The organism is Delftia sp. WY8 (assembly GCF_018437695.1).
Classification (GTDB): domain Bacteria; phylum Pseudomonadota; class Gammaproteobacteria; order Burkholderiales; family Burkholderiaceae_C; genus Comamonas; species Comamonas tsuruhatensis.
This window is the reverse complement of the sequence record NZ_CP049795.1, coordinates 41,710-64,277: the sequence shown is the minus strand read 5'-3', so window position 1 is coordinate 64,277 and position 22,568 is coordinate 41,710. Positions and strand designations below refer to the sequence as shown.

Below are 22,568 nucleotides of genomic sequence, written 5' to 3'. Positions count from 1 at the left end.
ATGATAACGATTTGTATCTACATCTTTCTCTTCACGTAAAGACAGTTGTTTTTTGTTCACGCGTTATCTAATCGCTGGACACGCCTGAGGCGTTGTGCGCAAGTCTGGTGCACAAAAATGAAGGGGGTCGGCAGGGCGCTGAGAGAAAGCACGGGGTGCGGCACCTCCGTGCAAAGGCCGCCCCGGAGCGCAGGGGGCGGCCAGAAACCACGTCAGCGCGGCTTGGCCACGGCGCCTGGCAGGGCGCTGGAAGGCTCAGCGCAGCTGCCCGAGGGTTGGCTTGATGCCCGGCGGCGCACGAACTGGTAGGCGATGGCCAGCAGGGCAAACCAGGCCGGCGTCACCACCAGCGCCTGGCGCGTGTCGGCCTGCAGGGTCAGCAGGCCCAGGATGGCGGCAAAGAACACCAGGCAGGCCCAGCACATGGCCACGCCGCCGGGCATCTTGTAGCGCGAAGCCTCATGCAGGGCCGCGCGCTGGCGCCGGTAGGCGATATAGGACAGCAGGATCAGCGACCACACGAACATGAACAGAATGGCCGATACCGTGGTCACCAGCGTGAAGGCTTCCACCAGATCGGGGACCACCCACATCAGAAACGCGCCGGCCAGCAGGCAGGTGCAGGAAAACAGCAGCCCGCGCGAGGGCACGCTGCTGCGCGACAGCCGGTGGAAGGCCCGGGGCGCATCGCCCTTGAGCGCCAGGCCGTAGAGCATGCGGCTGGTGGAGAACACGCCGCTGTTGGCCGACGAGGCGGCCGAGGTCAGCACCACGAAATTGATCACGCCTGCGGCGGCCGGCAGGCCTGCCAGCACGAACAGCTCCACGAACGGGCTCTTGCCGGGCACCACGTCGCGCCAGGGGGTGACGGCCATGATGGCGATCAGGGCCAGCACGTAGAACACGATGATGCGCACGGGAATCGAATTGATGGCGCGCGGCAGCGTGCGCTCGGGGTCCTTGGCCTCGGCGGCCGTGGTGCCCACCAGCTCGATGCCCACGAAGGCGAACACGGCGATCTGGAAGCCCGCGAAAAAGCCCATCATCCCGTTGGGGAACATGCCGCCGTCGTTCCAGAGGTTGGACAGGCTGGCCGCACGCCCCGCAGGCGAGACGAAGGCGGCCCCCACCATGTACAGCCCCGTTGCCACCAGGGCCACGATGGCCACGATCTTGATCATGGCGAACCAGAACTCGATCTCGCCGAACAGCTTCACCGTCAGCAGGTTCAGGCCCAGCAGCAGGCCCACGCAGGCAATGGCCGGGGCCCACTGGGGCAGGCCGGGGAACCAGAACTGCGAGTAGGCCGAGATGGCGATCACGTCGGCAATGCCCGTGACGATCCAGCAGAACCAGTACGTCCAGCCCGTGAAGAAGCCCGCCCAGGGCCCCAGCAGATCGGCCGAGAAATCGATGAAGGATCGGTACTGCAGGTTGGACAGCAGCAGCTCGCCCATGGCCCGCATCACGAAGAACAGCATCACGCCGATGATGGCGTAGACGAAGACGATGGACGGACCCGCCAGGCTGATGGTCTTGCCCGAGCCCATGAACAGGCCCGTGCCGATGGCACCGCCGATGGCGATGAGCTGGATGTGGCGGTTGGTGAGATTGCGCTGCAGGTCGTCTTGACCGTGCAGGCCCTGGCCGGCTGGCGGGGCCTTGTGTGTCATCAGAGAACTCCGGGGAAGACTGGCAAAGCGATGGCAGAAAGGGGGAAATCCGCCTGCCGCGGCCGTGTTTTCAGTCTCTGCATGGAGTCCATGCCTGGAAATGCGGCAGCGCAGCAAAACGGAACGAAGGCCGCGAGGATACCCGAACCTCGCCCCCGCATCAGCCCTGCCGCGCCGTGCCGCTCCAGTCAATGAAGCGGGTTTGATATGGGTGGATCAGCCGCGCGCCAGGCGCCGGGCGTTGGCCACTGCGGTGCGGTGCACGGGGGCCATGCCCTTGCCCACCACGCCCCACATGGCGTTGCTCCATTGCGAGGCCTGCGATGCCAGTGCGCCCCCATTCCAGGTGGAGGCGCTCCAGGGCATCCACCACATGCGCATCCAGGCCTGCATCAGGGCCTGGCTGGCGACCATGGACTGCAGGCCCATGGCGGCCCAGGATTGGTGGAAGGCTGTCTGTTTCTCGGACACCATGCGCGTGAATTCGCGCCGGTCCCGTGCGGAGGGATTGGCCCCGGCCAGCGCCATGCGGGTGAGCCTGTGCGCCACCACCTGCGGCGCGGCAATGGCCAGATCGGTGGCCTGACGGGCCACCGAAGCGGCCTTGGAAGATTTGCGGTTTGCCATGTGCGCTCCTGAAGCTCTGGATCCATTTGCCGGATCTACCTGCCAGATCCACTTGCCGGTTCCACTTTAGCCAGATGCATGCCGGTCCGCGTAGGCCGATGACGCAATGCAGCAAAAACGCGTTTATCGCGGCTGGGGCCGGGGTGCCGGCGCGGCTCCGTCCTGCGTGACCTCAGATACCAGGGCGCGCCACCAGCGCTCGCCTGCATGGGGGGCGGCCAGGTCCACGCGCTCGCCCATCATGGGCGTGGCCACGGCAATGCCGTGCTCGGCGCCCAGGGCCAGCACGCGCTCGAAGGGGTCCCACCAGGCATGCATGGCCAGGCTGAAGGTGCCGTTGTGAATGGGCAGCAGCCAGCGTCCGCCCAGGTCGCGGTGGGCCTGCACGGTCTGGGCCGGGTGCATGTGGACATAGGGCCAGTGCGGGTCGTAGGCGCCGGTCTCCATCAGCGTGAGGTCGAAGGGGCCGAAGCGCCGGCCGATTTCCGCAAAGCCGTCGAAATAGCCGCCGTCGCCGCTGAAGAAGACACGCAGCGTGTCGGCGCTTGCCAGGTCCTCGATGACCCAGGACGCCCACAGCGTGCGGTTGCCGTCGCGCAGGCCCCGGCCCGAGAAATGCTGGGCCGGCGTGGCCGTGAAGCGCAGGCCGTCCACCTGCACGTCCTGCCACCAGTCGAACTGGCGCACCTTCTCGGGGGCCACGCCCCAGGCCATGAGCCGGTCGCCCACGCCCAGCGTGCACAGGAAGAAGTCGACCCGGGGCGCCAGGGCGCGGATGGTGGCACGGTCCAGATGGTCGTAGTGGTCGTGCGAGAGCACCACGCCGCGCAGCGCGGGCAGCTCATGCAGGGCGATGGGCGGCGCATGAAAGCGCTTGGGGCCGATGAAGGAAAAGGGCGAGGCGCGCTCGGCAAACACCGGGTCGGTGATCCACCAGCCGCCGCGCAGTTTCATCAGCAGCGTGGAGTGGCCCAGGCGGTACAGGCTGCGCTCGGGCGCGGCGGCCAGGTCGGCCGGGGTGAGCCGCTGCACGGGCAGGGGCGCCGCAGGCTCGGTGTCCTTTGGCTTGTTGAAGAAGAAGTCCCACATCACCTTGGCGTCGGGCTGGGGGGCATTGGCCGGGCGGGGATGGATGTTGCGAAAGCGCCCGGCCGACGATTGGGGCGATTGGGAGTAGTCGGCAATCGGGGCGCGGAAGATGCGGATTGTTTTCACGGTGCTCCGTCGGTGTTCAGGCCGCCGCCATCATGGAACCGATGGCGCAGCCCTGTCGAGATGGTGGTCTTGGCGGCCCCGTTCAAGGCGCCTTGCGTGTCGTCATGTAAACAAAAAAGGAGCTGCCCCTGCAGGCAGCTCCTTGTGGTGATGGCCCGGAGGCTGGTCATCAATGGGCGCCGGCCGCCTCGGCACCGCCGGCATGGCCCGCGGGGCGCCTGGTCATCCAGATCAGCACGATCAGCACCAGGAACAGCACGGACGACGCCAGGAAGATGTCGTCGGCGGCGCGCGTGTAGGCCTGCTGGTCCACCAGCCGGTTGATCTGGGCCAGCGCCTGCGCCTGGCTCAGGCCTGCGGCCTGCAGCCCCTGCAGGGTGACGCCGAACACGCCCTGGCCCTGGACCAGCCCTTCTGTCAGATGGGCGTGGTGCAGCGCGGCGCGGTTTTCCCACAGCGTGGTGGCGATGGAGGTGCCCATGGCGCCCGCCGTGATCCGCACGAAGTTGCTCAGGCCGGCGGCGGCCGGGATACGGTCCGGCGAAATGCCCGACAACGTGATCGTGGTCAGCGGAATGAAGAAGAAGGCCATGGCCGCGCCCTGGATCAGCGTGGGCACCAGGATGTGCATGAAGTCGGTCTCCACCGTGAAGCGCGAGCGCATCCACAGCACCAGGGCGAACACGATGAAGGCGCCCGTGGCCATCCTGCGCGGGTCCCACTGCGTGACCTTGCGGCCCACCAGCGGTGTCAGGATGATGGCGAAGATGCCCACCGGCGCCAGTGCCATGCCGGCCGTGGTGGAGGTGTAGCCCATCCACTGCTGCAGCCACAGGGGCAGCAGCACCACGTTGCCGAAGAAAAGGCCGTAGGCAATCGACAGCGCCACCGTGCCGGCCGCGAAATTGCGGCGCATGAACAGGCGCAGGTCTACCACGGGGTGGGCATCGGTCAGCTCCCAGACCAGGAAGACCACGAAGCTCACGATGGCCAGCACGCACAGCGTGATGATCTCGCCCGAGGCGAACCAGTCCAGCTCCTTGCCCTTGTCCAGCATCAGCTGCAGCGCGCCCACCCACAGCACCAGCAGGGCCAGGCCCACGGAGTCGATGGGCAGCTTGCGCGTGGGGGTCTCGCGGCTGCGGTAGATGCTCCAGGTCATCAGGGCCGACAGCAGGCCCACCGGCACGTTGATATAGAAGATCCAGGGCCAGGAGATGTTGTCCGTGATCCAGCCGCCCAGCAGCGGGCCGACCACGGGGGCCACCAGGGTGGTCATCCCCCACAGCGCCAGGGCCACCCCGGCCTTGGCCGGGGGATAGCTGGACAGCAGCAGCGTCTGCGACAGCGGGATCATGGGGCCGGCAACCAGGCCCTGGAGCACGCGGAACAGCACCAGCGTCTCCAGCGACGAGGCAAAGCCGCACAGCCAGGACGTCAGCACGAACAGCAGCACGCTCATGGTGAACAGGCGCACGGCGCCGAAGCGCTGGGTGAGCCAGCCCGTGAGCGGCACCGAGATGGCGTTGGCCACGCCAAAGCTGGTGATCACCCAGGTGCCCTGGCTGGGACTGACGCCCACGTCGCCGGAAATCGCCGGAATGGCGACGTTGGCGATGGACGAGTCCAGCACGTTCATGAAGGTGGCCAGCGACAGGGCCAGCGTGCCCAGGGCCAGCTGGGCGCCCTTGAGCGGGACCGGCCGTGCAGGCATGGCCGGCGGCGCCGAGGGGGCGACCGGCGGCGCCGGCTCCGGCACGGCGGTGGTAGAGGAAGTCATAGGCAGTCCGCGTAGGTTCTGGGAAGGCGGGGAAGCGATGCCTGCTTACCTGGACTGCATGGCCTGCGCGTCAACCGGCGCGGAGGCCACGGCGGCTGGCGCCTTGCCCTGGGCCCTGTCCTGCACCTCGGCCATGGCCACGGGCGGCAGCTCGGGCAACTGCTTGAGCGGTGCCACGTTCTGGCCCGCCACGATGTGGGCAATGCGCTCCTCGGCCTGCGGCAGCGCCATGTCGTAGACGGAGGTCTGGGCCACGGGTGCGTTGCGCGTGGTCGTTGCCAGCACCTCGCCCTGCTGGTCTCGCACGTCCACCTTGACTTCCATGGACAGGCCCACGCGCAGCGGGTGCTGTGCCAGGTCTTCCGGCGCCAGCGCAATGCGCACGGGCACGCGCTGCACCACCTTGATCCAGTTGCCGGTGGCGTTCTGCGCGGGCAGCAGCGAGAAGGCCGCGCCGGTTCCTGCGCCCATGCCCACCACGGTGCCGTGGTAGCTGATCTTGTCGCCGTAGACATCGGCCGTCAGCTCGGTCTTCTGGCCTATGCGCAGCTGGGCCAGCTGGCTTTCCTTGAAGTTGGCATCCACCCAGAGGTTGTGCAGGCCCACCACCGTCATCAGGGGAGCGCCCGAGGCCACACGCTGGCCCAGCTGCACGCCGCGCTTGGCCACATAGCCTTCCACGGGCGAGACCAGGCGCGTGCGCTGCAGCGCCAGATAGGCTTCGCGCACCTTGGCGGAGGCGGCGATCACGCTGGGGTGCTCTTCGGCGCTGCTGCCCTTGGTCTGGGCTTCGGCAGCCGTCAGCTGCGCCTTGGCGGCGCGCACGGCGGCTTCGGCTGCCGAGGCGGCATTGCCGGCCGTGCGGGCCAGGGACTGGGCGTGGTCGAACTCTTCCTTGCCCACGGCGCCCGTGGCCAGCAGCGGGCGGCGGCGCTCCACATCCTCGCGGGCGCGGGCGGCATCGGCCTGCAGGCGGGCCAGATCGGCCTCGCGCTGGGCCACCTGGGCGACCAGGGGGGCATTGTTGGCGTACAGCGTGCGCACCTGGCGCACGGTCTGGGCCAGCTGCGACTCGGCCTGGGACAGGGCGACCAGGGCATCGGCCGAGTCCAGCTGCACCAGCAGCTGGCCGGGCTTGACGTAGTCGGTGTCGTCGGCGCCGATGCTGATCACCGTGCCGCCGACCTGCGGCGTGATCTGCACCACGTTGCCCGCCACATAGGCGTTGTCCGTGGTCTGGTAGTTGCGGGCCACCATCCAGTGCCAGCCGCCCCAGGCGACGGCGGCCACCGCGACGGCGGCGGCCACGATGGTCAGGCCCTTGCGGCGGCCCTGCGGGTTGGCCACGGGCGAGGCTGCGGCAGCGGGTGCATTGGATGCTTGCTTGTTGGTATCGGTCATGGTGTACGGCGCTTTGTTATCTGTGAATGTGGTTGTGCGGCCGGGGCAGGGGGCTGGCGGTCTGTCACGCTGGCTGGCGGTCTGCCCGGTGGAATGTCAAGAGTGAGGTGGGTTCCTGTGCGGGTTGCGATCTCAGTGCTGGCTGACCTGCACGGCAGCCGTGCCATCGGTCCAGCCGCCGCCCAGGGCCTTCATCAGCGACACGCGCGTGTCCAGCGCGCGGGCGCGCAGGTCCACGTCCAGGCGGCGCTGGGTGATCACCTGGGTCTCGGTGTTGAGCACCGTCACCTGGCTGGCCAGGCCGGCCTTGTAGCGCTGCACGGCAAAGTCGTAGGCGCGTTCGGCCTTCTCCAGCGACTCGGCCTGCAGCTGCTGTTGGCGCACCAGCGATTGCACGGAAGTGATGGCGTCACCCGCTTCCTTGACCGCATCGAGCACCACGCCGTTGTACTGGGCAATGGCGGTGTCCAGGTCGGCCTGAGTGCCGCGCAACTGGGCGCGCAGGCGCTTGCCGTCGAACAGGGGCAGGCGCAGCGCGGGCGTCACGCCCATCTGGCGCGAGCTGCCCTTGAACAGGTTGTCCAGCCCGACGGCATTGAGGCCGATGAAGGCCGTCAGGTTGATATCGGGATAGAAATCCGCCCGCGCGCTCTCTATGCCCTGCGTTGCCGACTCCACGCGCCAGCGTGCGGCCACCACGTCGGGGCGGCGGCCCAGCAGGTCTGCGCCCAACTGGCCGGGCATGGCCTGGATCTGCAGCGCGGCCAGACGGGGCGCCAGCTGCAGCTGCGCCTCGGGCGCCTGGCCGCAGAGCACGGCGATGGTGCGGCGCGCCAGCGTGATCTGCTCGTCCAGCATCTCGATCTGGGTGCCGGCATCGGGCAGGCCGGCCTGGGCCTGGGTCAGCTCCACCTGGCTGTCCAGCCCGGCGCGCGTGCGCTGCTGGCTCAGCTCCAGCAGCGACTGGCGCTGGGTCAGCGTGCGGCCGGCCACCTCCTTCTGGGCAATCAGCCGGGCCAGCGCCACATAGCTGCGCGCCACCTGGGCGGCCAGCTGGTTGGCGGCGGCGGCGCTGTCGGCCTGGGCGGCACGGGCCTGGCCCAGGGCTGCCTGCAGGTCGGCCGCATGGCGGCCAAAGAAATCCGGCGTCCAGCTCAGGCCGGCCTGCAGGTTGCCGGTGTTGTAGGTATGGCCGGCAATGGGTGCGGGCACCAGGCCGTTGGCGCTGTAGTGCTGACGCGTGGCGTCGACGCCGAGCGTGCCGCGCACATCGGTGGCCGTGCTGGTGGCCGTGGCCAGGGCGGCGGCCTTGTCGAAGCGGGCGCGGCTCATGGCCAGGCTGGGGCTGCCCTGCAGTGCCTGGGCGATCAGGCCGTCCAACTGGGCATCGCCCAGGGACTTCCACCAATCGGCGGCGGGCAGGCTGGTATTGGCGCCTGTCTCGGACTGGGCCGTCAGACCCAGGTCGGCGGCGCCCAGCCGGGCCAGTGGCTCATGGGCCGGGCCCTGGGACGCACAACCGGCCAGGGCCAGCGCGGCGCACAGGGTGGCCGCTGCGGCGGCCACGCGGCGGGGCGCAGCGGACACGGAAACAAAGGAATTGGGCATGGTGGTCTGCCTGTTGGGGGTCAAGAATCAGGAAATCGGAAACCGGGGCGGAAAAAGGGGGCTGGCGCTGTCAGCCGACGGGCCTGGCAGGCGCAGGGGCCGGCGGCGCAGCTTCCGGCGCGCGCATCGCATCGCCATTGGCCAGCAGGCGGCGCAGCATGTCCAGCAGCTGGCGCGACTCGTCATGGCTGAAGCCGGCCATATGGGCATTCATCACGCTGGACAGCACCTGCGGCACCTTGGCCGCCATGGCGCGGCCTTCATCGGTCAGCACCAGCTTGACCACGCGCCGGTCCACCGTGGAGCGCTCGCGCCGCAGCATGCCCTTGGATTCGAGCCGGTCCAGCGCCCGCGTGATGGAGGCCGGATCCAGCCCCAGGTCACGTGCCATGCCGGCATTCGTGGCGTCGCTGCACAGCAGCAGCTTGTACAGCGGCAGCCACTGCACATAGGTCAGCTCATGCTCGGCCAACTGCGCATCGGCCTGCTGGAGGATGGAGCTGAGCACCTTGCGCATGAGGAACCCCACGCTCTCGAAGGGCGTGTAGCTGCCGGGGCTGTAGAAGTCCGAGGGCTGCAGGCCGTTGGGCAGGGGTGGCTGGGTCATGGTGTCTGCGGGTGAAATGATTGACTGCGCAATGATTGTTGCGGCAATTATTGCAGAAACATGGGCTGGATGTGTGACTTGGCGATCGGGGTGTCGCTAGTGGGGTTTTTCCGGGAAGTCAGCACGAAATCGCTTTGCCGATAGGGGCTGAATTCTTGTCAAAGAATGTTTTACCGCTTGCTTTGGGAATGATGGTTCATGCCAATCTGGCATTCCTGAGCATGAACGTATATGATCGACTCTCGTAAAGGAAATTAAATTAAGTTGGGAGGTGGGGATGAGGAAGGCTTTTCGTGGGTTTATTAGATTTTTGACATGTTGCTCATTGATCTTGGGTAGTAATGCCGCAACGGCGTATTTCCTGGGTGAACCAGCCTATTGGTATGCAACATTCAACGGGAGAGAGAGTGGTTTTCATCGAACGCCTGAGGCGACTTGTGATGATCTTCTGGGTGTTGTGATCCGTACCAAGGGCGTGACAGACGAGCACCCATATAGACCGTGGCGTTCGGCTTATTTCCAAAACGGGCCGGACAATCCCGTTTGTTATATTGTGGATAACACCACTAAAGATGATCATGGTGGTTCTTGGGGGCCTGTAAATCCTGTATACGAGTGCCCGGAAAATACCGTTTCAAAACTTACTGCTGGCACTTGCGAGTGCAAACCGGACTTTGTTGAGTCCAGTGGCCGATGTGTTTTGATGAGTATGGAAAATATGTGCGAGGTGGGTGGATATTTCGGCAACCCTATTTCTCCTGCATCTGCTGAAAAAATACGCATGGAAGCAGACTGGGAAGGCGCTGGCCTTGATGCGCTGTCTTTCAAGAGGATATATCGCAGCTATCTCGGCGGAAGTCCTTCCGGGGCAGGGAGAAGTATGGGGCCTGGATGGGGGCATAGTCACCATATGATATTGCAAAAGAAGAAAAATGGTTCTAATACTATTGCTATTACTGATGCGAATGGTGAAGTGTTGATTTTCAAAAGAGAGAATGAAGTGTCAATATGGAGGGCTGTTGATAGTCTTGATAATGTGGCTGAATCTGGCGGGGGGTGGATTTACACAAGAGTAGATGATGGAATTTCCTTCCATTTTGATCCGGATGGAAGACTTGTTCGTAGAATTAAGCGTAATGGTTGGAAGTGGGAGTATTCCTACCAAGATGGTCATTTGGTACGTGTGAGAAACGATTTTGGGCAGGATCTAAAGCTTTCCTATGTAGGTGAAAAGCTTGCAAGCGTCGAAGTGCCTGATGGGGGTATTTACTCTTATGAGTACGATAGCGAAGAACGGTTGATCAAGGTTAAATATCCGGGTGGTGCGCATCGTTCTTTTGTTTATGAGAATCCTGTCTTTTCATTTGCATTGACTGGGATATTGGATGAGATGGGGCAGCGGTGGGCCAGCTTTTCCTATGACACTGAAGGTAAGGCGATTACTACAGAGCTGGCTGGGGGCGTTGAGCGTTATAGCGTAAGCTATTCGCCGGGCAGGATCGCGGATGTGGTAGATCCGCTAGGGACCAGGCGTCGCTATCGGTATTTCGTAGCCAAAAATAATAGAATTCATACCTCTTCATCGAGTCTGCCCGTAGCAGGTGCTTCTGACGATTTTGCTGTTAGGAGTGTGGGCTATGATGGAATTCTGAGTTCTGTCAGAGATTTCGTTGGTCATGCCAGAAGCTTCGATTGGGATAAGGAAAGAAGACTGCTGCGGAGCGCTTGGGATTCGGTAGGGCAGACATCTTTTGAATGGCATTCTCGTTTCAACTTGCCTACGAAGATAGTCCGGGATGCCAAGGAGATTTCTTATCATTATGATGAGAACGGAAATGTGAAGTCTGAAACAACGACCGATAACAGCTTTTCGCCACCGTTGTCCAGCACTTGGAAGTGGACATATCACCCATTTGGCGCGGTTTCGACCGTTGAAGATCCTGAGGGCGCCGTCAGCAGATTCTCATATGATGAGTTTGGTAATGTTTCGAGTGCAATCAATCGGCTGGGGCAGGCGGAAGAGTTCATCTATGACAAGGCTGGACGTGTTCTGATTCATACACTACCTACAGGATTGATCAGTATCTATAACTACGATGAGCGAGGCAGAGTCACCCGGGTGAAGCGCGGCGATCAGGTAACTTCATACGCTTATCAATCCACCGGAAAAATGGATAGCGTGTTGATGGATGGTGGTTATAAGATCAGCTATCAATATGATGCGGCACATCGTTTGATTGGATGGTCTGATAATCGAGGAGTTACGGCGAATTATTTGCTCGACGCCATGGGGAATCGCGTGGAAGAGAATATATTTGATGATGTTGGCCACGTTGCATGGAAGAGTGTGCGAACTATCAATAGACTGAATCTTGTTGAAAGCATCACAAACGGAGATGCTGGTGTGAGATTTGGTTATGACGAAAATGGCGAATTGACAAGCAGCGTAAGACAGGTCAATGGCGTTAGCCAAGGCACGAGCTGGACTCTGGATGCGCTACGTCGTATGGACTCAGTCAAGCAGGCTGATGGCGCAACCGCTTCCCTGTCTTATAACGACCTGAGTGCAGTGACTTCTATTTCTGATTTCAACAAGTCTACTACGCGATATGCCAGGAATGTTCATGGCCATGCAATCAAAGAGGTGTCGGCCGATGGAGGAACTGTTTCCGCCGTCTATGACGGCCGAGGACAGGCACGAAACATCACCGATGCCGCAGGTCGCACCCTCGCCGTGCAGCGTGACGCCCTGGGCCGTCCCACCCAACTCCAGTACGGCAGCACCGCAACCTCCACGCTGCGCTACGACCTGCCCGGCACCACCTACAACGGCCCCGGTGCCCCCAAGGCCAGCACGGGCCACCTCAGCGAGATCCAGGACCCCGGCGTCACCACCCAGTACCAGCGCGACATCCTGGGCCGGGTGCTGCGCAAGAGCCAGATCCTTGCCAATGGCGACACCAAGTCGCTGATCCACTCCTATGTACCTGCCGGGCAGGGCGGAGGCGGAGAACTGCAAAGCATCACCTACCCCAGCGGCAGGCAGGCCACCTACCTGTATGACAGCACAGGTCAGATCACGGGCCTGCAGTGGAACGGCCAGCCCCTGGTCACCGGCCTGACCTGGAGCCCGCTGGGCCAGCCCACGGCCTGGCAATGGACGGGCTTTGCGCAGCAGCCCGGCGCCACGGCCACCCTGGCCGAGCAGCGCAGCTACAACACGGCAGGCCAACTGGCCAGCAGCCAGTTGCTGAACCTGACCTGGGATGCGGCAGGCCGCATCAGCCTCATCCAGCAGCAGCACATGCTGCCGGGCACGGCGGCGGCCCAGCAGGCCAAGCTGTCCAGCGCCTTCAGCTATGACGCCGTGGGACGCCTGACGGCCAGCGCGCACAGCGCGCCTGCAGGCCTCACGCTGCCCACAGGCTGGAGCCTTGCCGACACCATCGAGCTCAGCGCCTCCGGCTACGCCTGGGATGCCAACGGCAACCGCACCCAGGTGCACTACAACAATGCCCTGGCATCGGGCACCTCCACGCTGCAGCGCAGCTACCAGACGGCTGCGGGCACCAATCGCCTGCAAAGCTATGCCCAGACGCTGCAGCGCCCGGGCAGCGCGGCGCAGAACAGCAACGTGACCTTCAGCTACGACGCTGCGGGCGCCCTGGTCAAGAAGGGAGACAACCACCTGCACTACGGCGCGGACGGCCGCATCGCCAAGGCCGGCGAATACGCGGACGCGGCCGACGCACGAGCGGTCAGCTACGTCTACAACGCCCTGGGCCAGCGCGTGCTCAAGAGCGATGCCCGGGGCGCAGGTCAACCGGCCACGCTGCAGACCCTGTATGCCGAAGACGGCATAGGCAGCACCGTGCTGGGCCAGTACGCCAACCAGCGCAGCGCCAACAGCGCAGCGCCCGCAGGCCAGAGCGACAGCACGGAAATCATCTACCTGCCCACGGCCAGCGGCCCCATGCCTATTGCGGCAGAGATCAACGGGCGCCTGTACGCCATTCACACGGACCACCTGAACACCCCCAGGCGCCTGACCAACCAGCAAGGGCAGGTGGCCTGGCAATGGCTGATCTCAGGGTTTGGCGAAGTGCGGCCCACCACGGGCGACCGTGGCTACGGCCAGACCGTCAGCGGCCCCAGTTATGCGCAGGCGGTGAAGTTCGACCTGCGGTATCCGGGGCAGGTGTTTGATGAAGAGACGGGGCTGTCGTACAACCTGCACAGGTACTACGATGCGGCGACGGGGCGGTATATGCAGGCGGACCCGATCGGGTTGGAGGGTGGGTGGAATCGGTTTGGGTATGTAGGGGGCAACCCATTGATTTATGGTGATCCACAAGGATTGTTCAAGGTAATGTGGCAGGGAGAGAGCTTTGCAACTACTTCACCTCCGTGGGTGAAGCAGTTGCGTGAATACGGAAGAAAATTGGAAGATAAGATAGATTCACTTTGTTCTTCTGATAGTTCTTACTTGAAATCATATTTTGATAAATGGACGGTTGGTACTGATGGCAGGCGTGGAAGTCCTACAACGGATGTAGATAATTTTCACACAAATTTCACATCTGACTATTTTGGGCTAACAAGTAACTTTATAAATCCTTTTGAGAAGAGTAGAGAAGATCCTTATGCGGTGTTTTTGCATGAATTCCGCCATTTGATGAAGGGGAATCGCATACTTAGTCCAAGCGGTTCAGAGTATTTGAAGCATAGATTAAATGGGACCACTGGAGGTTTGGCTGTTGAAATTGATGCTGATTCATACGCTTTGGAGCTTTTTAAGGGGAAATGCACATGCGGAAGTATGCGGCGTTAATTATTTTTATATCATTCGCTATCTGTTTTCCGGTTTTTGCAAACTCTGACGATTGGACATACTCTCCTCCTGGGAGCTATGAGCAAGCAATATTAATTTCGAAAAAAACTGGTGAAATAAAATCTCATATTTATGTGGGGAAAGTAAAGTTTTGTGGGGAGGATGACGATTTTTTCTGTTTTTCTTCGGATTTTTTGAAATTCTCCGTCCCAAAATATATTAAGGGTAAAGAAATGGTTTGGCAGAAAAATGATGAAAACTATAAGTTGATAAAAATGCCTGTTCCGCTAAGAATTTTTGGAAAAAAAATAGATTACTATAAAGTTTTTCATGAAAAGACTGGAATGGAATATTTTTACTCGGAGAAATTTGGAATTGTCATGATGAAGATGAAAGATATAGTGGCTCCAATATTTATTCTCGAGGAAGATTGTGGTATTGCAGCATCTGCCTCCTGCAGGTAGCATTCGCAATGCGTAACTAGGCTGAATCGACATTCAAGCCAGCAACCAAGTCAGACTTGGCGCCATGTATAAAGTGAGAAGCCTTGCGGTCTAACGCGTGCGACAGCACCGAAATCATCTACCTGCCCACGGCCAGCGGCCCCATGCCCATTGCGGTAGAGATCAACGGCCGCCTGTACGCTATCCACACGGACCATCTGAACACCCCCAGGCGCCTGACCAACCAGCAGGGGCAAGTGGCCTGGCAATGGCTGATCTCGGGGTTTGGGGAAGTGCGTCCCACCACGGGCGACCGTGGCTACGGCCAGACGGTCAGCGGCCCAAGCTACGCGCAGGCGGTGAAGTTCGATCTGCGGTATCCGGGGCAGGTGTTTGATGAAGAGACGGGGCTGTCGTACAACCTGCATCGGTACTACGATGCGGCGACGGGTCGGTATATGCAGGCGGACCCGATCGGGTTGGAGGGTGGGTGGAATCAGTTTGGGTATGTGAGCGGGAATCCGCTTAATCGAACTGATTCGCGCGGCCTTCTGGAGGATTTCGTTTTCGATGTGCGCCAAGGTAGCCTGACGAGCGACTGCTCATGCATGTCTGGCTCGATTGATGCATTTTCTGGACAAGGCCCCCGAAAGAATAATCCTGAAATGGAATATATTGTAGGCGGAGGTCCCATTCCAAGGGGGCGCTACTTTATAGTAGATCCATATATCTACACGAACGATCCGACAGATAAATTAGGTGGTCTGACATTTTTTAAATTGATGCCAGACAACGGTCAATATGGCGATGGGTTGAATGTTTTGATGCCAACAGATAATGGATCGACTGTTTATCGGGATAGATTTAGATTCCACCCTGGAACCATTTCAAACGGGTGCGTGACAACATCAAATGTTGAGGCGTGGAAAAAAATTCAATTTCAATTGTTGAATAAAACCAAAATCGAGCTACTTCCAAATGGTCAGCCTTATCTTGGCAGCATTACTGTTAGGTAATTATGAGAAAAATTCTAGTAAAAATTTTGCTTTTTTTCTTTGTGGTTGCAATAAGCACAATTATTGCAGCTAGGAAATTATGGTCATTCATTGATGAGCGCATAGACGCAGAGGCTCTGCATGCGGCGGCAGAAATTATTGGTCCGTATCTTGGTTTCAATACTTGCGGCGATAAAACTCAGCAACATAACACGATCCAAATGGTAATGCATTGGATATCTACGCCAATTGGCATTGCCGCTGGATTTGCTTCGTTATTCATTATCGAAATTGTATTGAGGAAAATGCAAAACAGCAATAAAGAGTGAAAGGGGCTTCGCCTCAAACCTGTGTCTATAACGGTTGCTGAGGGGGGCTTTTTGCTGGTGTCGGCGATGTATATTTTCTACAAATTGTCTTATGCCAACATTGTCCCAATCACATCGATCACAAGGTGCAGGCGAGGCTTTGGGGGCATGCTGATTCGCTCCAGCTGATTGGGAGGGATGTTTGTAATTCATGTTTGGATTTTAAATAAACATCATTTTATTTATTTGTAATCTTGGGATATTTTTATTATAGATTATGGAGTGCTGGACGAGGGGCTCCTTTCTTGCAGGCTGAAGAAGTTCTGAGTGCGACTACTTTCATTTTTTTCAGATTGAATAAATTGATTCTAGACGCATATTAATTAAAATATGGTAATGGTTTGCAATTGAAACTCAAAAAAGGTGTGAAATTAAATGTCGGCAATATAAATTATGACTAATACTGAAATTACTAGATTGTATCTTGAATACTCATTGAGTTCCGGGGAAAAATCCGCATTCTTAGAAGAGTCGTTGGTGGATTTTTCTTCTAATACTTCAGATGTTGATCAGTTGTTGCAGGAATTTTTTGATTGGGACGGGGTAAGGGATTTATTCATTGAGGCATGCGGAAGAATATTCATTTGTGATTTTGGTGAGAGTGCAGATGTTATAAATGGATTGATGTTTATCCAAGAGCTTGGCGCAAAAGCTCTGTGGAAGTATCATATTGAGCTTGATGAAAATATAGAGAATTTCGTTAGATCATTTGACCGCTTGGATCTTGAGTCAGAGAGAAAAAGATTGCACCAAGAGATAAGAATTAACAAGCTTGGATTTTGATGAAAATACTTAAGTCTATCGCGACGGAGAACAAACTCGCCGATCTGTTATCCACGCTAACCACCTGAACACCCCCAGGCGCCTGACCAACCAGCAAGGGCAGGTGGCCTGGCAATGGCTGATCTCGGGGTTTGGGGAAGTGCGGCCCACCACGGGCGACCGTGGCTACGGCCAGACGGTCAGCGGCCCCAGCTATGCGCAGGCGGTGAAGTTCGACCTGCGGTATCCGGGGCAGGTGTTTGATGAAGAGACGGGGCTGTCGTACAACCTGCACAGGTACTACGATGTGGCGACGGGGAGATACATCCAAGCGGACCCGATCGGGTTGGAGGGTGGCTGGAATCGGTTTGGGTATGTGGGTGGAAATCCATTGAATTTCATTGATCCCGAAGGATTGGTATTTCTTGACCTAACGACGTTTGAAGGTGCAAAGCACAAAACCACTCTCGATCAAGCTGTGCAAGCAGGCGCGTGGACTAGGCTTGTCACCATACCGGCAATAGCAGCTGCACTTTCACCTTCGACATTAGGTTTGGCTGGTTCTGCCTTAACTTCCTCGTGTTCCTCTGCTGCGAACTGGTACATGCTAGGAGCTGAGGCTGATGTTGCGTGCCTTAATCTCAGTCTTCGGGAGAAATTGCTTTATGAAATAGGTCAAAAAACCACGGCATCCTACGCGAAATACTCATCACTAGACCCAGTTGCTCGTGGTGCATCATTAGTTGCAGATATTGGATGGCGGCGGGCATTAACCCCTGAAATTGGAGGAATTGGTTTGGGACTTGGATCAACATTTGGTACGGGACCTACGCCTTTATTTAGATGGTTATTTCCAAGAATTATTGGTGGTGCAGGCTTGTCTCCGACGTTGACAAGTGATGGAGAGCAGTGCAGCTGCCGGAGGTGATTAGATGACGGGATTTACTATTTTCTATGGCTGTTTATATTTGTTTTTTGGAATTTGGATTTATAGAATATTTTCGCCTGCTTGGCCTTGGTGGGGTGCGAGTCTGATGGGACTGATTTGTGTTGTTGCCTTGCATTTCTCTTTGGCTCTATTTGGGCATCTTTCGATGCTGCATCATCAATCAAAAAAGTGGAAAAAATTGGAGAAAGAAGAAAAATCATCAATTAACCCTGATTGAATCTTTCAAAAAATCTGTAGCCTACGTCAGCTGCGATAGCCGTGGAGTACTCGAGTTGAATCTCCAACTTGGATACCGCCGCCCTTCGGGAACACGGCCGCTCCTCACCAACCAAGCCCTGTATGCCGAAGACGGCATAGGCAGCACCGTGCTGGGCCAGTACGCCAACCAGCGCAGCGCCAACAGCGCAGCGCCTGCAGGCCAGAGCGACAGCACGGAAATCATCTACCTGCCCACGGCCAGCGGCCCCATGCCCATTGCGGCAGAAATCAACGGCCGGCTGTACGCCATCCACACGGACCATCTGAACACCCCCAGGCGCCTGACCAGCCAGCAGGGACAGGTGGCCTGGCAATGGCTGATCTCGGGGTTTGGGGAAGTGCGTCCCACCACGGGCGCCTGGGGCTACGGCCAGACGGTCAGCGGCTTCAGCTATGCGCAGGCGACTAAGTTCGACCTGCGGTATCCGAGCTTCGACCGTTACAACAACTATCGTGCCTTGCCAAAAACGACCAGCACAACCGCTGCCCTCGTTTCGACTTGGGCAATGGTGTTCTTCATCATGCCGATGGCAGTGTCTTCATTGAAGCCTCCAGATCCGCAACCGATCAGGGGAAAGGCTACGGATTTGAAGCCGTGATCGTTGACGAGTTGAAGGGCCGACTGTGTGGACTTCTCAATGGAGAGTTGTGACGCCCTCCAAAGAAGATTGATACCCGCCACATGGATGATGCCTTTGAAAGGCAGTCTGCCGGCAGATGTCAGGACGGCATCGCCCAGAGGAATGGGGCCGGCCCGCGCAACCTCCAGGAATGGCTGCAGTCCACCCTTGCGCTTGATTGCGCTGGACACGCCTTGGGGGATCAACAGCCACCAGGGAATGATGTTTCTATTCCATGAGTTGACGATGACCTCAACGTCCTGGTCCAGAAGGTCGCCGTTGACTATGCGGATATTCATGGAGTGAGGGGCGATGCTCGCAGGTGGGGAAACTGCACAGTATCTCGCGCCTCGCGTCACCCCAACGCTCACTTGTCTTGAGCCACCGCATGCCCTTTCTCCAGTCTGGCCACGGCCTCGCGGTAGGCGGGGCTGGCGCGCAGCTGTTGGTAACGCTCCAGGCCGCGCTGGTATTCGGTGGAGCGGACATCGATCTCGCGGTCGGAGAGATAGGTGAGTCCGGCGCGGTGCCACATTTCCAGGTCGGCCAGCACCTGGGCGCGGCTGAGGTCGGTGGGGGCAGCAGTGGAGGAGGGCGTGGCTTCCTGGGCGAGGGCGGTGCCGGCCAGGCCCAGGCTGAGGGCGGCCAGGGCGATCAAGCGGGTGAAGTGGGAAGTGCGCATGGGGAACCTTTCAGGTGAAGCGAAGTGATGAGGGCTTCATGGTCCCGCCGCCGCCCTGGCCGGCACAGCCGTTTGCGACGCACTGCAGCATGGCGGGAGCCAATGGCTGTTGGGTTTCGTGAAATGTCAGGAGGGCAGGCGCGGCCATCCGAGGAGCGCCGCCAGCCATGGAAATGCTTTGATCAGCCTGTGTGCGGCAGATTATTTCCAGGTGCTCAAATAAATCGGCATAAACATCTGTCAAATGGCTGGTGGAAGCATGAATCGGCAGCAAATTCCAGCGGCACAGGCCGACAATCGCCGCTCTCCATGTCTTCATCCATTCCACTTTCCCCCGCTGCCGTTTCGGCAGATTCCGTCTCCCGCAGTTCCGAGGCCTTTCGTGGCTTCAGGGATGCGATTCCCGTGATGCTGGGCTTCGTGCCCTTTGCCCTGGTGCTGGGCGCCCAGGCCGTGCAAAAGGGGCTGGCACCGCTGGAGGTTCCTCTCATGACCGGGATGAACTTCGGCGGCGGCTCGGAGTTCACGGCCATACGGCTGTGGACGTCGCCGCCGCATGTGCTGCTGATCGTCGCCATGTCCTTCCTGGTCAATTGCCGGCACATCCTGATGGGTGCGGCACTGGCGCCCTATCTGCGCCATCTGCCCAGGCGCCGTGCGCTCCCGGCCCTGTTCTTCATGTGCGACGAAAGCTGGGCGCTGGCCCTGGCAGACGCGCAGCGCAGTGCCGCCCGGCGCGTGAGCCTGCCTTACTACATGGGCGTGTCGGCAGGCCTGTACATGGCCTGGGTGTCGTGCACGGCGGCCGGTGCCTTTCTGGGGCCGCGCATTGGCGACCTGGAGCAGTACGGCTTCGACATGGCGTTCACCGCCGTGTTTCTGGTGCTGCTGCGCGGCATGTGGAAGGGCGTCAGGCCTTGCCGGCCCTGGCTGGTGAGCCTGCTGACGGCGGCCCTGGTCTACAAGCTGGTGCCTGGCGCCTGGTATGTGGCGGCCGGCGCCGTCTCTGGCCTGGTCTGCGCGGCCTTGCTGGCACCCAGGAGCTGAGCGATGGAAGCCACAACCTTGCTGACGCTGGTGCTCATGGCATGCAGCACGTATTTCACGCGGGTGATCGGCTACCTGCTGCTGCGCGGGCGCACGCTGAGCCCGCGCATGCAGTACGTGATGGAAAGCCTGCCGGGCTGCGTGCTGATCTCGGTGATTGCCCCGGCGTTTGTGTCCGAGCGTCCGGCCGATCTGCTGGCCCTGGTGGTGACGCTGGTGGCGGCCAGCCGGCTGCCCATTCTGCCGACGGTGCTGATCGGCATTGCGTCGGCGGGTGCGCTGCGGCACTGGCTGGGGTGATGGCGGCCGGGGGTGGGGCGTTTTGGGCCTTCAGTTCGCCCGCCAGTGGTCGATGTATGGGGCATGCAAGTCTCATCCTCCACCTCGGCTTCCGCCTCGGGAGCCGCTTCATCCTCCGGCGGCAATGACATCGCTGCGTTGCAGCGCAAGCTCAAGGAGCTGCAGCAGGCGCTCAAAGAAGTGGCCTCCGAGAACATCGACGCCAAGGCCAAGCAACAGAAGTCCAAGCTGCTGCAGACGCAGATCATGATGGTGCAAAACCAGATCGAGGCGCTGATGCGCGCCAGGCAGCAGGCCCAGATCGACAAGCAGCGCGAGCAGCAGCAGGCCGCCGAGAACCCATCGCAATCCCCATCGAAGGGCGGCAAGGCGCCCGGGCTGGGCGGCGTGGTCGACGTCTACGTCTGATCCAGTGAGATGGCCCGTGTTTTCACGGGCCGTTTTTCAAGACATTCAATGTAACTTACATGAGAATGCTGTTCGGACTTTGAGAGGGTTGGCTCTGCAACACGGATGGGGAAGGGGGCTTGCCTGCGGGGTGATAGCCGCGAGCGTCGCAACTCCTATGGAACTTATTGATTTTTGACTCTCAAGAAACCGGCGGTTGCTTCCGATAAGGCAAGCAATGTGACTGCCGGGATGCGATAGCGATGGCCTATACCGATGGCGTCACGGGGACAGAGGGATCTGCGATGAAAAAACTCGGCGATGTGCGTATCGGTACCCGGCTTACCGGTGTTTTTCTTGTTCTGCTGATCTGCCTGATGGCCGTGGGCGCCGTCGGCGCAAGGGCGCTGGGCCATGTGTTCTCGGGCACGCAGACCATGTACCAGGACCGCGTGGTTCCGCTCAAGCAGCTCAAGCAGATTGCGGACGCCTACGCCGTCAACGTCATAGATACGGTCAACAAGGCGAATGCCGGCCTGATCACGGCGCAGGAGGCAGCGGCGAGCATTTCCGGCACGCTGCCCGCGATCGATGCGGCCTGGCGCAGCTATTCGTCCACACAGCTGACCTCGCAGGAGGCCGTGCTGGCCAGCCAGGCGCAGGCGCTGTTCGCACCTGCCAACCAGAGCATCGACCGGCTGCTGCAGCGGCTCAAGACGCTGGATGGAAAAAGGGCCGGCAGCCTGGACGAGTTCGATGGCGCGCTGTATGCCAGCGTAGACCCCATCAGCGCCAAGATCGGCGAACTGGTGGAGCTGCAGCTCAAGGCATCCGAGGATGTGTATGCGGACTCCCGCCAGGTCCTGGCGCAGTCGCAGATGCTGATCTACGGCTTTGTCGCGGCCGCTGTCATCCTCGCCGTGGCGCTGGGCTATGTGGTCACGCGCTCCATCACCGTTCCCCTGAAGTCCGCCGTGGAGGTGGCCAGGCACATCGAGCAGGGCGACCTGGCGTCCGAGATCCAGGCCACGGGGCGCGACGAAGTCGGCGACCTGCTGCGCTCCATGAGCGCCATGCGCGAATCGCTGGCCAGCATCGTTGGCGATGTGCGGCGCGGGGTGGAGTCGGTGACCACGGCATCCAGCCAGATCGCCGCAGGCAACCAGGACCTGAGCAGCCGCACCGAACACCAGGCCTCCAGCCTGCAGGAGACGGCGGCCTCCATGGAGCAGCTGGCAGGCAATGTGGGCCAGAGTTCGGAGAATGCGCGGCAGGCCAGCGCCCTGGCCGTGCGTGCCAAGGAGGTGGCGGGCGTGGGCGGTGGCGCTGTCGCCAGGGTCGTGGGCACCATGGACGAAATCTCGGCCAGCAGCGGAAAGATTGCCGAGATCACGGGCGTCATCGATTCCATCGCCTTCCAGACGAATATCCTGGCGCTCAACGCAGCGGTGGAGGCCGCGCGGGCGGGCGAGCAGGGCAGGGGGTTTGCCGTGGTGGCCGGAGAAGTGCGCTCCCTGGCCCAACGCAGCGCCGCAGCGGCGCGTGAAATCAAGGCGTTGATCACGGCCTCCACCGAGACGGTGCGAATGGGCGGCAACCAGGTCCGGGAAGCCGGCAAGGCCATGGATGCCATCGAATCCCAGGTGCGCGAAGTGGCGTCGTTGATCGAGGCCATCTCGGCCGCCAGCGTGGAGCAAAGCGGCGGCCTGGGACAGATCAGCGAGGCGGTCTCCCAGATGGACCAGGTCACGCAGCAAAACGCTGCCCTGGTGGAAGAGTCTGCCGCCGCAGCTGCCAGCCTGGAGCGACAGGCCCGCGTGCTGGCCCAGGCGGTGGCCACGTTCAGGATCAGCGAGTTCAAGGAGATCGGCATGGCGCCCGCCGGCAGGGCATTGGCCGCTGCCTGAAGCGGGCAAGGCAAGAGCGCGGACAGGGCGCTCTTGCCTTCTTTCTAATTAAGTCAATGTAACTTACATAATTTAATTTTCAGATCAGAGATAAAGAAAGCCGCGGTT

20 protein-coding genes and 1 pseudogene are annotated in these 22,568 nt (G+C 60.3%); 11 read left to right on the top strand and 10 right to left on the bottom strand.

Features of this window, described 5'->3' with window-relative positions:
- Positions 1-212: 212 nt before the first annotated feature.
- From cycA to G4D77_RS00190, 7 genes are all read right to left on the bottom strand, one after another.
- Positions 213-1,673 carry a D-serine/D-alanine/glycine transporter gene (cycA, locus tag G4D77_RS00220; protein ID WP_154834335.1) on the bottom strand — a complete coding sequence of 487 codons (1,461 nt, stop codon included), beginning with the start codon at positions 1,671-1,673 and terminating at the stop codon, positions 213-215.
- Between the two features lie 216 nt (positions 1,674-1,889).
- Positions 1,890-2,300, bottom strand: coding sequence for a polyhydroxyalkanoate granule-associated phasin (locus G4D77_RS00215; RefSeq protein ID WP_016453442.1), 411 nt, complete (start codon positions 2,298-2,300; stop codon positions 1,890-1,892).
- Between the two features lie 123 nt (positions 2,301-2,423).
- The gene (locus G4D77_RS00210) at positions 2,424-3,515 is read right to left on the bottom strand and encodes an MBL fold metallo-hydrolase (protein WP_047470039.1); all 1,092 of its coding nucleotides are present in this window, start codon (positions 3,513-3,515) and stop codon (positions 2,424-2,426) included.
- Positions 3,516-3,684: 169 nt separating this feature from the next.
- A complete protein-coding gene (locus tag G4D77_RS00205) occupies positions 3,685-5,295 on the bottom strand; it encodes a DHA2 family efflux MFS transporter permease subunit (RefSeq protein WP_016453441.1) in 1,611 nt (536 codons plus the stop codon).
- Positions 5,296-5,340: 45 nt separating this feature from the next.
- A complete protein-coding gene (locus tag G4D77_RS00200) occupies positions 5,341-6,696 on the bottom strand; it encodes an HlyD family secretion protein (RefSeq protein ID WP_016453440.1) in 1,356 nt (451 codons plus the stop codon).
- Positions 6,697-6,828: 132 nt separating this feature from the next.
- Positions 6,829-8,304, bottom strand: coding sequence for an efflux transporter outer membrane subunit (locus G4D77_RS00195; protein ID WP_154834334.1), 1,476 nt, complete (start codon positions 8,302-8,304; stop codon positions 6,829-6,831).
- A gap of 70 nt (positions 8,305-8,374) precedes the next feature.
- Positions 8,375-8,911 (bottom strand): MarR family winged helix-turn-helix transcriptional regulator, encoded by a 537-nt coding sequence (locus G4D77_RS00190; RefSeq protein WP_070080409.1) that lies wholly within the window; start codon positions 8,909-8,911, stop codon positions 8,375-8,377.
- Between the two features lie 457 nt (positions 8,912-9,368).
- Here G4D77_RS00190 and G4D77_RS00185 point away from each other — a divergent pair, with 457 nt between their 5' ends.
- From G4D77_RS00185 to G4D77_RS31060, 7 genes are all read left to right on the top strand, one after another.
- The gene (locus tag G4D77_RS00185; protein ID WP_193726226.1) at positions 9,369-13,742 is read left to right on the top strand and encodes an RHS repeat-associated core domain-containing protein; all 4,374 of its coding nucleotides are present in this window, start codon (positions 9,369-9,371) and stop codon (positions 13,740-13,742) included.
- Complete coding sequence (locus G4D77_RS00180; protein ID WP_154834332.1) at positions 13,721-14,206, top strand: hypothetical protein; 486 nt, start codon at positions 13,721-13,723, stop codon at positions 14,204-14,206. Before G4D77_RS00185 ends, G4D77_RS00180 begins: the two co-directional genes overlap by 22 nt.
- A 143-nt stretch (positions 14,207-14,349) precedes the next feature.
- Entirely contained in the window at positions 14,350-15,201 is an 852-nt protein-coding gene (locus G4D77_RS30960; RefSeq protein ID WP_154834331.1) for an RHS repeat-associated core domain-containing protein, read from the top strand.
- Between the two features lie 2 nt (positions 15,202-15,203).
- Positions 15,204-15,509: a hypothetical protein gene (locus tag G4D77_RS00170; protein ID WP_154834330.1), complete on the top strand. Its 306-nt coding sequence runs from the start codon at positions 15,204-15,206 to the stop codon at positions 15,507-15,509.
- Positions 15,510-15,941: 432 nt separating this feature from the next.
- Positions 15,942-16,331 carry a CdiI-like immunity protein gene (locus G4D77_RS00165; protein WP_154834329.1) on the top strand — a complete coding sequence of 130 codons (390 nt, stop codon included), beginning with the start codon at positions 15,942-15,944 and terminating at the stop codon, positions 16,329-16,331.
- 103 nt (positions 16,332-16,434) lie between these two features.
- Positions 16,435-17,238 (top strand): RHS repeat-associated core domain-containing protein, encoded by an 804-nt coding sequence (locus tag G4D77_RS00160; protein WP_193726225.1) that lies wholly within the window; start codon positions 16,435-16,437, stop codon positions 17,236-17,238.
- Between the two features lie 488 nt (positions 17,239-17,726).
- Entirely contained in the window at positions 17,727-18,116 is a 390-nt protein-coding gene (locus G4D77_RS31060) for an RHS domain-containing protein (protein ID WP_353745385.1), read from the top strand.
- Here the strand turns inward: G4D77_RS31060 and G4D77_RS31055 are convergent.
- The 3 genes and pseudogenes from G4D77_RS31055 to G4D77_RS00145 form a co-directional block, all read right to left on the bottom strand.
- Positions 18,101-18,436: pseudogene (locus tag G4D77_RS31055) on the bottom strand (macro domain-containing protein); the annotation flags it as partial. The gene G4D77_RS31060 and the pseudogene G4D77_RS31055 overlap by 16 nt on opposite strands.
- A gap of 68 nt (positions 18,437-18,504) precedes the next feature.
- Complete coding sequence (locus G4D77_RS00150; protein WP_154834325.1) at positions 18,505-18,819, bottom strand: DUF4148 domain-containing protein; 315 nt, start codon at positions 18,817-18,819, stop codon at positions 18,505-18,507.
- A 10-nt stretch (positions 18,820-18,829) separates the two neighbouring features.
- Positions 18,830-19,138: a hypothetical protein gene (locus G4D77_RS00145; RefSeq protein WP_154834324.1), complete on the bottom strand. Its 309-nt coding sequence runs from the start codon at positions 19,136-19,138 to the stop codon at positions 18,830-18,832.
- On the opposite strand from G4D77_RS00145, the gene G4D77_RS00140 reads away from it, so the two are divergent.
- From G4D77_RS00140 to G4D77_RS00125, 4 genes are all read left to right on the top strand, one after another.
- Positions 19,129-19,866: an AzlC family ABC transporter permease gene (locus G4D77_RS00140; RefSeq protein WP_013802443.1), complete on the top strand. Its 738-nt coding sequence runs from the start codon at positions 19,129-19,131 to the stop codon at positions 19,864-19,866. The genes G4D77_RS00145 and G4D77_RS00140 overlap by 10 nt on opposite strands.
- Before the next feature lie 3 nt (positions 19,867-19,869).
- Positions 19,870-20,166, top strand: a complete 297-nt coding sequence (locus tag G4D77_RS00135; RefSeq protein ID WP_012205574.1) for an AzlD family protein — start codon at positions 19,870-19,872, stop codon at positions 20,164-20,166.
- 63 nt (positions 20,167-20,229) lie between these two features.
- Positions 20,230-20,574, top strand: a complete 345-nt coding sequence (locus G4D77_RS00130; protein WP_046238531.1) for a FlxA-like family protein — start codon at positions 20,230-20,232, stop codon at positions 20,572-20,574.
- 284 nt (positions 20,575-20,858) lie between these two features.
- Positions 20,859-22,460 (top strand): methyl-accepting chemotaxis protein, encoded by a 1,602-nt coding sequence (locus G4D77_RS00125; RefSeq protein WP_046238556.1) that lies wholly within the window; start codon positions 20,859-20,861, stop codon positions 22,458-22,460.
- Positions 22,461-22,568: the final 108 nt, after the last annotated feature.

Coding starts and splice junctions, on each gene's coding strand:
- G4D77_RS00170 (WP_154834330.1), top strand. CDS start 15,204: ATGAGAAAAATTCTAGTAAAAATTTTGCTTTTTTTCTTTGTGGTTGCA.
- G4D77_RS00145 (WP_154834324.1), bottom strand. CDS start 19,138: ATGAAGACATGGAGAGCGGCGATTGTCGGCCTGTGCCGCTGGAATTTG.
- G4D77_RS00200 (WP_016453440.1), bottom strand. CDS start 6,696: ATGACCGATACCAACAAGCAAGCATCCAATGCACCCGCTGCCGCAGCC.
- G4D77_RS00165 (WP_154834329.1), top strand. CDS start 15,942: ATGACTAATACTGAAATTACTAGATTGTATCTTGAATACTCATTGAGT.
- G4D77_RS00150 (WP_154834325.1), bottom strand. CDS start 18,819: ATGCGCACTTCCCACTTCACCCGCTTGATCGCCCTGGCCGCCCTCAGC.
- G4D77_RS00205 (WP_016453441.1), bottom strand. CDS start 5,295: ATGACTTCCTCTACCACCGCCGTGCCGGAGCCGGCGCCGCCGGTCGCC.
- G4D77_RS00215 (WP_016453442.1), bottom strand. CDS start 2,300: ATGGCAAACCGCAAATCTTCCAAGGCCGCTTCGGTGGCCCGTCAGGCC.
- G4D77_RS00180 (WP_154834332.1), top strand. CDS start 13,721: ATGCGGAAGTATGCGGCGTTAATTATTTTTATATCATTCGCTATCTGT.
- G4D77_RS31060 (WP_353745385.1), top strand. CDS start 17,727: ATGCCCATTGCGGCAGAAATCAACGGCCGGCTGTACGCCATCCACACG.
- G4D77_RS30960 (WP_154834331.1), top strand. CDS start 14,350: ATGCCCATTGCGGTAGAGATCAACGGCCGCCTGTACGCTATCCACACG.
- G4D77_RS00195 (WP_154834334.1), bottom strand. CDS start 8,304: ATGCCCAATTCCTTTGTTTCCGTGTCCGCTGCGCCCCGCCGCGTGGCC.
- G4D77_RS00125 (WP_046238556.1), top strand. CDS start 20,859: ATGAAAAAACTCGGCGATGTGCGTATCGGTACCCGGCTTACCGGTGTT.
- G4D77_RS00130 (WP_046238531.1), top strand. CDS start 20,230: ATGCAAGTCTCATCCTCCACCTCGGCTTCCGCCTCGGGAGCCGCTTCA.
- G4D77_RS00190 (WP_070080409.1), bottom strand. CDS start 8,911: ATGACCCAGCCACCCCTGCCCAACGGCCTGCAGCCCTCGGACTTCTAC.
- G4D77_RS00135 (WP_012205574.1), top strand. CDS start 19,870: ATGGAAGCCACAACCTTGCTGACGCTGGTGCTCATGGCATGCAGCACG.
- cycA (WP_154834335.1), bottom strand. CDS start 1,673: ATGACACACAAGGCCCCGCCAGCCGGCCAGGGCCTGCACGGTCAAGAC.
- G4D77_RS00140 (WP_013802443.1), top strand. CDS start 19,129: ATGTCTTCATCCATTCCACTTTCCCCCGCTGCCGTTTCGGCAGATTCC.